We start from the raw sequence: 12755 nt of genomic DNA on the forward strand, positions 1-12755 counted from the left end.
CGCCACCGGCCCCGCGCCCGGCCTCACGCGTCAGAACGCGTGCACGGCGCGCACGAGGAATTTGTTGTACTTGGGAATCTCCACCACGTAGGGCGGCTCGATATTCATGTGCGAGGTGTAGGCGCTCTTCTCGTCGAGCTCGGTCGAGGAGAAGTAGTACACCAGCCGGTCCATACGCTTGCCGCCGGCCTCCTGCAAAGCTCCGTTGAACGCCTTGTGGGCACGGCGGTTGTTCACCGCCCGCGAGCCGCCGTTGTAGTTGTGTCCGATGTTGAGCAGTTCGTCGATGGCGGGCAGATACCACCCCTCGCCCTTCTCGCGGCACCACTTGAAGGCCGGGAAATCGTCCCACGACAGACCGTTCGCCGCGATGTACTCTTCGACGATCTTCATGTTCTCCCGGCCGTCGGAACGGTTCGTCGTCCCCACCGTCCGCAGGTCGGGCTTGCGGAATTCGCTCCAGGGGAGGTAAATCTGGTCCAGCGAGACGACCAGCCCGTGCCGCCCGTCTTCCGAAAGGCAGCAGACGATGCCCCGCACGCCGTTCCGGTCGTACAGCTCGCCGATCTCGTAGCGCTTGACGACATACTCCTCGCCGCCGCGGGTCTCCGTACCCTCCGCCGGTTCGGCCGGCGTCAGTTCCGCCGCAGGGACGCTTTCGGCATAATACTCCGTCTCGCCGTTGGCATAACGGATGTAGGCGATCTGTTTCACGGGCAGCACGTAGGTCGGACCTGCGGGATACGAAAATTTCTTATAGCGGACCGCATCGGTCGTGATTTCGACCACCTTGGCCTCGATCCGCGAAGCGTCGGTCTTGACGATCAGATCCTGCGCAGCGGCCGTCAGCACGCCGCAAAACGCTGCGAGCAGCAGCAAGAGTGTTTTTTTCATCTTCAATTCGAATAAGTCTGAAACCGTAAAAAAACCGGACGCACCCGTGCTCCGGACGTTCCCGGGCTCCCGGGAACCGATTTATATACCACAAATGTAACGTTTTTTTTGAAACTTTCTTGCTATCTTTGCGGTATATATCACAAGTATGGGATTTTTCGATATTTTCCGCAAAAAACAGGATACGCCGCCCTCCGAAGAGCAGGTGCGGCAGCAGCGGCAGGAGCTCGACGCCGGGCTGGAGAAGACCAAGACGGGGCTCTTCTCGAAACTCGCCCGGGCCGTGGCGGGCCGCTCGACCGTCGATGCCGCGGTGCTGGACGACCTCGAGGAGGTGCTCATCTCGTCGGACGTGGGCGTGGAGACGACCGTGAAGATCATCCGCCGCATCGAGGAGCGCGCGGCGCGCGACAAATACATGAACGCTTCGGAGTTGCAGTCGATCCTGCGCGAGGAGGTCGCGGCGCTCATGGAGGAGGCGCACGGCTCGTCCGGCCACTTCGGACTCGACGCCACGGAAGGCACGCCCTACGTGGTGATGGTCGTGGGCGTGAACGGCGCGGGCAAGACCACCACGATCGGCAAGCTCGCCGCGCAGCTCACCAAGGCGGGCCGCAAGGTCTGGATCGGCGCCGCCGACACCTTCCGCGCCGCGGCCATCGACCAGTTGCAGGTGTGGGCCGACCGCGCCGGAGCGACGATGATCCGCCAGCAGATGGGGTCCGACCCCGCATCGGTGGCGTTCGACACGCTCTCCTCGGCCAAGGCCAACGGCGCCGACGTGGTGCTCATCGACACGGCGGGCCGCCTGCACAACAAGGTGAACCTGATGAACGAGCTGACGAAGATCCGCAACGTCATGGCGAAGGTGATCCCCGGAGCGCCACACGAGGTGATGCTCGTGCTGGACGGCTCCACGGGACAGAACGCCTTCGAGCAGGCGCGTCAGTTCACGCAGGCCACGCAGGTCACCTCGCTCACGATCACCAAGCTCGACGGCACGGCCAAAGGCGGCGTCGTAATCGGCATCAGCGACCAGTTCCGCATCCCGGTCCGCTACATCGGCATCGGCGAGGGAATCGACCAGTTGCGAATCTTCGACCGCCGCGAATTCGTCAATGCACTCTTCGGCGATGCGGAAAATTAACGTCATCACGCTCGGCTGTTCGAAGAACACCGTGGATTCGGAGCACCTCATGGCGCGCCTCGCCGCGGCGGGCTACTCCGTCGTGCACGACAGCGACCGCACCGACGCCAAGACGGTGGTCATCAACACCTGCGGCTTCATCGGCGACGCCAAGCAGGAGTCGATCGACATGATCCTGCGCGCGGCGGCGGCCAAGCAGGCCGGGCGCATCGAACGGCTCTTCGTCGTGGGCTGCCTCTCGGAGCGCTACGCCGACGAGCTGCGGCAGGAGATTCCCGAAGTGGACGAATATTTCGGGGCCCGCACGTGGGACGGCATCGTGCGGGCGCTGGGCGCCGCCGGAGACCCGGAACTGGCCACCGAACGCCGCCTGACGACCCCGAAGCACTACGCCTACCTGAAGATCGCCGAAGGCTGCAACTGGAAGTGCGGCTACTGCGCCATCCCCCTCATCCGCGGCGGACACCGTTCCGTGCCGATGGAGGAGCTGGAGGAGGAGGCCCGCAAACTCGCGGCGCAGGGGGCCCGCGAACTCATGGTCATCGCCCAGGACACGACCTACTACGGAATAGACCTCTACGGACGGCGCGCGCTCGGCGAACTGCTGCAACGGCTCTGCCGCATCGACGGCATCAAGTGGATACGCCTCCACTACGCCTACCCCGCGGCATTCCCCGCCGACGTGATCGACACGATGGCTTCGGAGCCGAAAATCTGCAAATACCTTGACATCCCGTTCCAGCACATCTCCGACGCGCAACTCCGGTCGATGCGGCGGCGCCACACGAAGGCCGAGGCGATGGAGCTGATCCGCCGCCTGCGGGAGGCGGTCCCCGACCTCGCGCTGCGCACGACGCTGCTCGTGGGCTACCCCGGCGAGACGGAGGACGACTTCGCCCAGTTGCTCGACTTCGTCCGCGAGGTGCGCTTCGAACGTCTCGGCGTCTTCGCCTACTCGGAGGAGGAGGGGACCTATTCGGCCCGGGAACTGCGCGACGACGTGCCCGAAGCCGTGAAACAGGAGCGCGTCGAACGCGTCATGGCCTTGCAGAACGGGATTTCGCTCGAGAACAACCGCCGCCGCGTCGGCCGGACCGAACGCGTCATCATCGACTCGCGGCAGGGCGACTTCTACGTGGGCCGCACGCAGTACGACTCGCCCGAGGTGGACCAGGAGATCCTCATCCCGGCAGCGGACCGGCGGCTCCTGCGCGGCCGGTTCTACGACGTGCGGATCACCTCGGCGGCCGACTACGATCTCTACGGCGAAACAAGCCGGTAAGCCATTCCCCGCGGTCGCAGGCCGGAGACGCCGCATCCGGAGCCCGGCGACGAAGCCGGCGGAGACGTCCGAAACCGGAGGGATTGCGGAACGTAAAATAATATTTGCGTTTTTCCGTTTTTGTTCGTACCTTTGAAATGTAAAAAGGATTCTTTCCGCACTCCGATGGCTGACAAAGGCGTGATCTCAAATATCGAAGGCCGCGTGCGGCAGCTCATGGACGACCACCGGCGGGTGTCGGAGTTGTGTGCGTCGCTGACGGCGCAGCGGGACGCGCTGCGGGCCGAGAAGCGCTCGCTCGAAGAGCGGGTCCGGGAACTGGACGCCGAACTGGCGCGGATGCAACTGGCCGAAGGGCTTGCGGGAGGATCCCGAAACCGGGAGAAGGCACGGGCACGCGTAAACCGTCTTATGCGGGAGGTGGACAAGTGCATCGCGCTGGCGGAACAGCCGTTCGACGCATCGTCGGCCCCGGAGACGCGGACGGCCGAATAGGCGCACGGAAGAAGGCAGAAAAACGAAACGGACGAAAAAATGGCGAAGCAGGCGATCACTCTCAAGATAGCGGGGAAGAGCTATCCGTTCCAGATCGAGAGCGGGAAAGAGGAGATGTACCGGCTGGCCGAACGGGAGGTGAACCAATACCTCGCACTGATAAAACAACAGAATATCCGCAACTGGACCGACCAGGATTACCTGTCGATGGCCGCATTGAAATTCGCCATCGCGAACGTCGGGATGAGGCAGAGCCGCGAGTTGGACAACGAAGACCTCCGGCGGCTCGAGGCGGTCGGGGCCGAAATCGACGCCTACCTCAACGACCCGACACGGTAAGCGCCCCGGCCCTCCTCCGCAGCGAAAAGCGGAAAGGCGGAAAAGAAGGAAGAGACGAAGGTTCTTTTACATACAATAAAGGAATAATCTACCCGCATAGATTCCTTAAAGCTTTGCGAAACTGAACACTTTTTATATTGGGGTAACTCGCGGCGCTTCAAAATCAGGCCTTACCACCCTTCGGGGGAGTGCGCTGCGGCGCACCGTTGGAAGATTGCGATTGTCGGAGCCTCCACACATGACAATCTTGCAGATTCGTCAAACAAGAATAAGGAATCCTATGCGGTTTTTTTATGACCATGAATAAACCCTATTAATAACAAAAAACACGCAAAGACCAAATGGATATCATTTTGACAGCCTGCATCTCTGCCGTGGTCTCCGTCGCAATCTACGCGGTCGTAACGAACCTCGTGGTCAAGACGTCGATCCGCAAGCGCCGAGAGACCGCCATCAAGGAGGCCGAGGCCGAAGGCGAGATGATCAAGAAGGAGCGCATCCTACAGGCGAAAGAGAAGTTCATACAGCTCAAGAGCGAGTACGACCGCCAGGTCAATGAACGCAACCAGAAGATCGCCCAGAGCGAACAGCGGGCCAAGCAGATCGAACAGAACCTGCAAAACAAGGAACGCGACCTGGAGAACCGGCTCCGCGAGAACGAGCGGCTGAAGGAGCAGATGCAGAACCAGTTGCAGATCCTCGAACACAAGAAGGAGGAGATCGACCAGATGAAGCGCGAACAGAACGTGCGTCTGGAGCAGATTTCGGGCATGAGTTCGGAAGACGCCAAGAACATCCTCGTCGAGAACATGAAGGCCGAGGCCAAGACCGAAGCCGCCGCCTACATCAACGAGACGATCGAAGAGGCGAAGATGACCGCCACGAAGGAGGCCAAACGGATCATCGTGGCGTCGATCCAGCGCGTAGCCACGGAGACGGCCATCGAGAACGCCGTGACGGTCTTCAACATCGAGAGCGACGAAGTCAAGGGCCGCATCATCGGCCGCGAAGGCCGCAACATCCGCGCCCTCGAGGCCGCCACGGGCATCGAGATCATCGTGGACGACACCCCCGAGGCGATCATCCTCTCGGGCTTCGATCCCGTGCGCCGCGAAATCGCCCGGCTGGCCCTGCACCAGCTCGTGACCGACGGCCGCATCCATCCCGCACGCATCGAGGAGGTGGTGTCGAAGGTCCAGAAACAGATCGAGGAGGAGATCGTCGAGGTCGGCAAACGCACGGCGATCGACCTGGGCATCCACGGCCTGCACCCCGAACTGATCCGCATGATCGGAAAGATGAAATACCGCTCCTCCTACGGCCAGAACCTTCTGCAACACGCCCGGGAGACGGCGAACCTCGCAGGCATCATGGCCGCCGAGCTGGGCCTTAACCCCAAGATCGCCCGCCGTGCGGGACTGCTGCACGACATCGGCAAGGTGCCCGACGACGAACCGGAACTGCCGCACGCAATCATCGGCATGAAGCTGGCCGAGAAGTACAAGGAGAAGCCCGAGGTCTGCAACGCCATCGGCGCGCACCACGACGAGGTGGAGATGACCTCGCTCATCGCCCCGATCATCCAGGTCTGCGACGCCATCTCGGGAGCGCGCCCCGGAGCACGCCGCGAAGTGGTGGAGAGCTACATCAAGCGTCTGAAGGAGATGGAGGACATCGCCCTCTCGTATCCCGGCGTGCTGAAGACCTACGCCATCCAGGCCGGCCGCGAACTGCGCGTGATCGTCGGCGCGGACAAGCTCTCGGATCAGGAGTCGGAGGGGCTGTCGCACGACATCGCCAAGAAGATCCAGGATGAAATGACCTACCCGGGACAGGTGAAGATCACCGTGATCCGCGAAACCCGGGCCGTAGCCTACGCGAAATAGCGCCGAAGAACCGGAAACGGCCGGACGATCCGGCTCCGCGGCAATGCGGTATTCCCGATCCCTCCTTTTTCCAAAGGAGGGATTTTTATTTCCGGGCATTCGCAGCGGCGGCCTCGCAACGAGCGGCCGCCGGAAGATCTTTCCGTACCGGGCCGCACAGGCGGAGTCACTCCGGCCGCACAGCCACTCCCGGCCGGGAAAAGTGCGAAAGTGCGTCGGACGGAATCGGCCCACAAGGAGCGTCTTGCCGGAAATCCCCGGAGGAATCACATCACGGAGAATATACCGAAACGTATGTTCCGGGAAAATTTCGCAGAGCCTCCGACGGATACGTTCCGGGTAAGGACGCGTGCGTCGGGCAAGGACGCCCCGGGAAAACCGGTCGGCGGGCGAACCGACGACACTGCACCGGTCCGTTTTCCCCGTTCTCCGATGCCCGAAACCGCTCCGTTCAGAACAGAGCCGAGAGCTGCTGCCAGATGGTCGCCGTAAAGAAAACCCCGAGTGCCGTGCACACGGCCAGCAGCAGCAGGTTCATCACCCGCAGGTCGGGTTTCGTATCGCTGCGGAAATTGACGTCGATATACTCCTTGAAAAAGAGGTAGAGCGCCGGAACCAGCGCGCCGGAGAGGAGCAGGTCCTCGGGAATGCCGAAAAAGTAGATCTTCGGAAACCCCACCAGCGCCCAATGGCAGAGGAAGAGTATCACGAAGAGATTCACCCGCTTCGGGAAGGCGAGCAGCAGGCCGATCGTGAACACCGCCACCGAACAGGGCATGACGGGCGAGGTCATCATCGGAAACTCCAGCCCCCGGAGCAGCGAGAGGAGCGGATAGACGAAGGGCATGGCCAGGAGGACGAACGCGAAGCGGTCGTGCCGCCGCGTCCGCTCGAAGGAGGTGTACCCCACCGCCGCGTCGTAGATCCAGACGGCGGCCATCACGCCCCAGAACAGCGCCATCACGCCGTTGTAGGCCCGCGCGTCGCAGGCGACGAGGTAGTACGCCACGGCGATCCAGGCGTTCAGCAGCGCCAGATAGAGTTTCATCGCCACCTTCGTTCCCGGCGTCGGCCGCCGGTAGAGCCGCCGCGTAAGCAACGCCCCTGCCGCAATCAGCAGCGCCTGCACGGGCCACGTCACGCGGTTGTAGTCCGCGATCGTCTGCCAGAAAACCTCGCTCGTCATTTCGAAACTCGCTTTTTGGCGCGCGTCAGCGAATGCGCGCGCTTGTTGAACAGGAAAATCGGCGCCGCGGCCCCCGCCGCGAGCATGAAGATCACGCTGAAGGTCACGAACCCGTTGCGGACGATGGCCTGCATGTACTCCGACCCCAGCACGGGATCGTCGAGATGCTGCATGAACATGATCATCGAAAAGATCGTCTTGTAGGCGTACATGCCGGGAATCATCGGCAGCAGCGCCGGAATGAACAGGACCGTCATCGGGCAGCGGATGCGGCCGCCCAGCAGCAGACTGCCCACGCCGATCGTCACCGAGGCGCACAACGATGCCGAAGCGATGTCCACGCCCCACTGCATCAGCGCGAAACGCATGGCGTGCCCGACGGCGGCCAGCAGGGCGATGACCGGGAAGGCCCGCATCGGCGGGTCGGAAATCGCCCCGAAACCGATGGCGGCCACGGCGGCGAACAGTCCGTCGGAGAGCATGTCGAACGCGATCATAGCAGAGCGGATTTTACGATCATCAGCGTCCCGGAGAGACCGATGGCGATGCAGACGATGAGCATCAGCGCCGACGTGAGGCGGGCGATGCCGTTCAGGATGTGCCCCTCGACAATGTCGATCACGCCGTTGATGAGCGGCACGCCGGGAATGAGGAACAGGACGCTCGTGGCGATGGCGACGTCCGACGTGGTGTCGAACGTGAGCGCCACCGAAGCGTACATTGAGGCGACGAACGCCGAGGCGATGAAGATCACGTAGTGGTTGAAGCCGCGCGCCTGCATTCCCTGCTTGAGGAAAAAGCCGATGAGCGTCGCCGTGAAGACGATGCTCACGGCGAACCAGTCGCCGCCGAACAGCCGGCAGAACGATGCGTTGGCCAGCCCGACGAGTACGAGCGTAAAGATCGGATCGAGACGCGGCCGGGCGACGATCTCCCGGTAGCGGCGTTCGATCTCCCCGAGCGGCAGGCGCTCGTCGTAGGCCTCCCAGCTCAGGGCGCTCAGCTCGGCGTTGAGCTCGAAACTGATCGGCAGCGGCGGAATGTCCGCGGCCTCGGTGCACACCTCGCCGCTCTCGTCGTCCACCACCGAAAAATTCACGACCTTCTGGAATGCAGAGACGATCACCCGCACTCCGAGCGCCTCGCCCAGCCGCTTGGTGTTGCGCACCACGCGCGAGGTATGCACGCCCGACCCCATGAGACGGGTGGCGTACTCCGCGACGAACCGTGCGATCGCCTTCAGTTCGGCTTGCGTCTTCATCTTCTCCGTGCCCGATTTTCGGCAAAAGTACGAAAAATTTGCATATCTTCGTTCCATGAAAGAAATCGACCCCAGCCTCGAGGCCTACGTCGAGGCCGAAATCATCCCCCGCTACGCGCATTTCGACCGCGCGCACTCCACGGACCACGTCCGCTCGGTCATCGACCGGAGCCTCGCGCTGGCCCGTCGCTACGACGTGGACCCCGACATGGTCTATGTCATAGCCGCCTACCACGACACGGGGCTCGCCTTCGGCCGCGAACGCCACCACATCGATGCCGGACGCATCCTGGCCGAAGACGCCGAACTGCGCCGCCACTTCGACAGCGAGCGGATCGCGACGATGCGCGAGGCCGTCGAGGACCACCGCGCCTCGTCCGGGCACGCGCCCCGTTCGATCTACGGCCGCATCGTCGCCGAAGCCGACCGCTGCATCGACACGCAAACGATTCTCCGCCGCACGGTGCAGTACGGGCTGGCGCACTGCCCGGCGCTGACGCGCGAGGAGCACTTCGCCCGCTGCCGGGAACACCTCCAGCGCAAATACGCCGAAGGAGGCTATCTCCGCCTCTGGCTGCCCGAATCGGACAATGCCCGGCGGCTCGCGGAGCTGCGGGAGGCAATCCGCGACGGGGAGCGGCTGCGCCGCCTCTTCGACGCAATCTTCGACGCCGAGACATCCGGCCCCGCAGGCGGAACCCCCGACCGGACCGAAGCCGGAGAGGCGGCGGAGGCACGGTAGCCTCCGCAACCGACGGCCCGGATACGAAAAATCCGGCGAAGGATCGCTTCGCGGCACCGCCGCCCGCCGTCCTTCGCCGGAAAGCCGGACCGACCGGACACCCCCGAATCACGAGGACGCCGCGCCGGTTCCGAAACCGTCACTCCACCCCGTGGGGGAAATACTTCATGTACTGCACGCGCTGGTAATGGTCGCCCTCGGCCGACCCGTAGTCCATCCGCCCGCGGAACTCGTCGAGCGAGGCGAAGCCCTGACGACCGGCCCACTCGTCGATGAAACGGCCGATCCGCGAAATCGCCTCGTAGCCGTAACGGTGGATCGCCGTGCAGACCTGCACCGCCGAAGCACCGCACAGCAGCGCCTTCACGGCAGCCTCGCCGTCGTGCACGCCCGTCGAAACGGCCACGTCGAGCTGCGGCAGCGCATGGGAGCACAACGCCGTGCTGCGCAGCACGTTGCGCAGCTCCGACGGTTCGCTGAACGGATCGCCCGCGACGAAACACATCTTCTCCACGTCGATATCCGGTTCGAAGAAGCGGTTGTAGAGCACCACGCCGCGCGCTCCGCGGGCCAGCAGCGCATCGCCCACCGACAGTACGTTCGTCAGACGCATCGGCAGCTTGACCGACACGGGGACCGTCACCGCCGCAGCGACCTTCCGCACGATGTCGGCATAGGCCTGTTCGAGCTCCTGCGCCCCCGCATGGCGGTCGGTAGGCAGCAGGAAGACATTCAGTTCCAGCGCCGCGGCGCCCGCAGCCTGCATGGCCTCGGCGTATTCGATCCACGCGTCGCCCGCGCCGATGCAGTTGATGCTGGCGATCGCCGGGACGCCCGTCGCGGCCGCGCCCTGCACGAGTTGCAGGAACTCGCCCTTGTAGGCGTCGCCGAGGTAACGTTCGAGGTACTCGCCGGCATCGCCGTAGCCCTCCATCCTGTCCAGCGAGGCCGCCTCGCGGAGAATCTGCTCTTCGAAGATCGACTTCAGCACCACGGCGCCCGCGCCCTCACGGACGCACCGCTCGATGTTCTGTACGCTGGCCGTATAGGGCGAGCTGCTGACGATGACGGGACTCGCAAGTTCGAGTCCGAGGTATTTCGCTTTCATGAAACTATTCCGGTATAGGTTATCCATTTTTTTTCTCTCCGGCGCCAGCTCCGTCACACGAACGGGAGCTTCACCACCTCGGCCTTCACGCACTTCTCGCGGATCACCACGGCGATCTGCGTGCCGGGTTTGGCATAGGCCGTCTGCACGTAGCCCAGCGCCACGCCCTGTTTCAGGCAGGGGGACATCGTGCCCGAGGTCACGCGGCCGATCTCCGTACCGTCCGGCGCGGCGATCGGGTAGCCGTGACGCGGAATGCCGCGCTCGACCATCTTCAGTCCCACGAGCCGGCGCACGGGGCCTTCGGCCTTCTGGCGCTCCATCAGCGCACGGTCGATGAACTCCTTGCCCTCGGCGAACTTGGTGATCCACCCCAGCCCGGCCTCGATCGGCGACGTCGTGTCGTCGATGTCGTTGCCGTAGAGGCAGAAGCCCTTCTCCAGCCGCAGCGTGTCGCGCGCTCCGAGGCCGATATTTTGCAGGCCGTACTCCCCGCCGGCCTTCCACAGCGCCTCCCACAGCCTGTCGCCGTCTTCGTTGGCCGCATAGATCTCGCAGCCGCCCGCGCCCGTGTAGCCCGTGATCGAAAGGATGGCGTCGCACCCGGCCACCCGCATCTTCCGGAAGGTGTAATACTCCATCTCCTCCACCGGCTCGTCGCACATCCGCTGCACGATCTTCATCGCCAGCGGTCCCTGCACGGCGAGCTGGCAGATCTCGTCCGACGCGTTGTAAAGCTCCTTGCCCGGGCCGGCCTCCATGCCCATCTTCGCCCCTTCGGCGCAGATATGCGCCCAGTCCTTCCCGATATTGGCGGCGTTCACGCAGAGCATGTAGGTCCGCTCGTCGATGCGGTAAACCAGAATATCGTCCACGATGCCGCCGCGGCCGTTGGGCATGCACGAATACTGCACCTTCCCGTCGTAGAGCTTCGCCACGTCGTTGGTGGTGATCCGCTGCAACAGGTCGAGCGCCCGGGGTCCCTTGACCCAGATTTCGCCCATGTGGCTCACGTCGAAGACGCCGGCCTTCCCGCGGACGGCCATGTGTTCGTCGTTGATGCCCGTGAATTCGATCGGCATATTGTATCCCGCGAATTCGGCCATCCTGGCCCCCGCGGCGATATGGTACTTGGTGAATACGGTGGTTTTCATAGCAGTTATGCGGTTTTCGGTTTCGGTTTCCCTTTTTCGCCACGCGCTACTCGCGGCGCTTCACGCCCAGCCGGGGACAGCGACGGAACTCCTTCTCGCGGTCGAACAGATAGCGGTACGTGGTGTGCATCTTGTGCTTCGTGGCGCAGACGTAGGTCTCGATCATGCGGTTCATCACCGGATTGAAGTCGCCGATCCACGCCAGCTCCATCGACTTGTACTGGTTTTTGGTCATCTCGAGGAACTCGTAGTACTTGACCATGATGGCCGACTCGACGCCCTTGCCGTGGAACTCGGGCGCGATGCCGAAGATGATGCCGAAGATGCGGTCGCACGAGCGGCGCACCTTCAGGTCCCACATCAGGCGCAGCTTCTGCCAAAGGCCGAATTTGCCGTTGAACTTGCCGATCAGGCGGTTCAGGTCCGGCACGGTGATGAAGAACCCGATCGGCTCCTCGTTGAAATAGGCGAAGAAGATGATCCGCGGGTCGATGATCGGCTTCATCTCGCGCACCATCTCCAGCGCCTCCTCGCGCGTCATGGGTTTCACGCCCGAGAAGAGCGCCCACGCCTTGTTGTAGATGACGCGGAAGTTCTCGGCGGCCTCCTCGAGGTTGTTCATGTCGATGTTCTCGACGTGGTAGCTCGCATCGAGCCGCCCGGCGCGGGCGAAGATCGACTTGTTGGCCTCCGAGGCGTTCACCCGCCAGATATAGCTGTTCTGGTTGAAGTAGTTCCGGAACCCGTAGCCTTCGAACAGCTCCTTGTAGTAGGGCGGGTTGTAGGGGTTCTTGTAGAGGGGCTGGAATTCGTACCCCTCGACCAGCAGGCCCCACCAGTCGCGCCGCTGCCCGAAGTTGATCGGGCCGTCCATCGCCTCCATGCCGCGGCTGGCGAGCCACATGCGCGCGGCGTCGAAGAGCAGATCGGCCGCCTGCCGGTCGTCGATCGACTCGAAGAAGCCGCAGCCGCCCGTGGGCTGCTCTTCGAGGGCCGCCTTCTCGCGGTTGTAGAAAGCCGCGATGCGGCCCACGACCTCGCCGCGGCCGTCGCGCGCCACCCAGCGGATCGCCTCGCCGTCGGCGAACAGCTCGTTGCGCGCCGGGTCGAAGACCTCCTCGATGTCCTGATCCAGCGGGCAGACCCAGTTGCGGTTACCTTTGTATATCCGTTTGGGCAGGTCGAGCCACTCGCGCACCAGCGCCGGCGTCGTGACCTCCTGCAAGACGTATTTCTCCTTATTCATCGACTGCGTTTTTGT

At 63.3% G+C, this 12755-nt stretch carries 13 protein-coding genes; 6 read left to right on the plus strand and 7 right to left on the minus strand.

The annotated features are described in order from the left end of the window. Positions 1-30 precede the first annotated feature (30 nt). Positions 31-894 (minus strand): hypothetical protein, encoded by an 864-nt coding sequence (locus tag KB554_RS03640; RefSeq protein ID WP_211035019.1) that lies wholly within the window; start codon positions 892-894, stop codon positions 31-33. A gap of 148 nt (positions 895-1042) precedes the next feature. On the opposite strand from KB554_RS03640, the gene ftsY reads away from it, so the two are divergent. The 5 genes from ftsY (at position 1043) to rny (ending at position 6043) form a co-directional block, all read left to right on the plus strand. After that, positions 1043-2041, plus strand: coding sequence for a signal recognition particle-docking protein FtsY (ftsY, locus tag KB554_RS03645; RefSeq protein ID WP_141428026.1), 999 nt, complete (start codon positions 1043-1045; stop codon positions 2039-2041). After that, on the plus strand, positions 2028-3323 hold the full coding sequence (gene rimO, locus KB554_RS03650; protein WP_211035020.1) for a 30S ribosomal protein S12 methylthiotransferase RimO: 1296 nt from the start codon (positions 2028-2030) through the stop codon (positions 3321-3323). The genes ftsY and rimO overlap by 14 nt, the downstream gene beginning before the upstream one ends. A gap of 165 nt (positions 3324-3488) precedes the next feature. Further along, positions 3489-3818 (plus strand): hypothetical protein, encoded by a 330-nt coding sequence (locus KB554_RS03655; RefSeq protein ID WP_141428028.1) that lies wholly within the window; start codon positions 3489-3491, stop codon positions 3816-3818. A 39-nt stretch (positions 3819-3857) separates the two neighbouring features. Next, entirely contained in the window at positions 3858-4157 is a 300-nt protein-coding gene (locus KB554_RS03660; protein ID WP_141428029.1) for a cell division protein ZapA, read from the plus strand. A gap of 341 nt (positions 4158-4498) precedes the next feature. Then, the gene (gene rny, locus KB554_RS03665) at positions 4499-6043 is read left to right on the plus strand and encodes a ribonuclease Y (protein WP_141428030.1); all 1545 of its coding nucleotides are present in this window, start codon (positions 4499-4501) and stop codon (positions 6041-6043) included. A gap of 451 nt (positions 6044-6494) precedes the next feature. On the opposite strand, the gene KB554_RS03670 is transcribed toward rny, so the two are convergent. Genes KB554_RS03670 through KB554_RS03680 form a run of 3 tightly spaced genes read right to left on the minus strand, consistent with a single transcriptional unit; the run spans position 6495 to position 8490 of the window. Next, complete coding sequence (locus KB554_RS03670) at positions 6495-7229, minus strand: DUF6064 family protein (RefSeq protein WP_141428031.1); 735 nt, start codon at positions 7227-7229, stop codon at positions 6495-6497. Then, entirely contained in the window at positions 7226-7726 is a 501-nt protein-coding gene (locus KB554_RS03675) for a threonine/serine exporter family protein (protein WP_211035021.1), read from the minus strand. The genes KB554_RS03670 and KB554_RS03675 overlap by 4 nt, the downstream gene beginning before the upstream one ends. Continuing rightward, positions 7723-8490: a threonine/serine exporter family protein gene (locus tag KB554_RS03680; RefSeq protein WP_211035022.1), complete on the minus strand. Its 768-nt coding sequence runs from the start codon at positions 8488-8490 to the stop codon at positions 7723-7725. Before KB554_RS03680 ends, KB554_RS03675 begins: the two co-directional genes overlap by 4 nt. 55 nt (positions 8491-8545) lie before the next feature. On the opposite strand from KB554_RS03680, the gene KB554_RS03685 reads away from it, so the two are divergent. Beyond that, on the plus strand, positions 8546-9232 hold the full coding sequence (locus tag KB554_RS03685; protein ID WP_211035023.1) for an HD domain-containing protein: 687 nt from the start codon (positions 8546-8548) through the stop codon (positions 9230-9232). 139 nt (positions 9233-9371) lie between these two features. On the opposite strand, the gene KB554_RS03690 is transcribed toward KB554_RS03685, so the two are convergent. The 3 genes from KB554_RS03690 to KB554_RS03700 are packed head-to-tail and all read right to left on the minus strand — an operon-like array spanning position 9372 to position 12740. Then, positions 9372-10340: a dihydroorotate dehydrogenase-like protein gene (locus tag KB554_RS03690; protein ID WP_141428035.1), complete on the minus strand. Its 969-nt coding sequence runs from the start codon at positions 10338-10340 to the stop codon at positions 9372-9374. Between the two features lie 53 nt (positions 10341-10393). Beyond that, a complete protein-coding gene (gene gcvT / locus KB554_RS03695; RefSeq protein WP_211035024.1) occupies positions 10394-11494 on the minus strand; it encodes a glycine cleavage system aminomethyltransferase GcvT in 1101 nt (366 codons plus the stop codon). Between the two features lie 46 nt (positions 11495-11540). Beyond that, a complete protein-coding gene (locus KB554_RS03700; protein WP_211035025.1) occupies positions 11541-12740 on the minus strand; it encodes a hypothetical protein in 1200 nt (399 codons plus the stop codon). Positions 12741-12755: the final 15 nt, after the last annotated feature.

It is taken from the genome of Alistipes sp. Marseille-P2263 (assembly GCF_018101075.1).
Classification (GTDB): domain Bacteria; phylum Bacteroidota; class Bacteroidia; order Bacteroidales; family Rikenellaceae; genus Alistipes; species Alistipes dispar.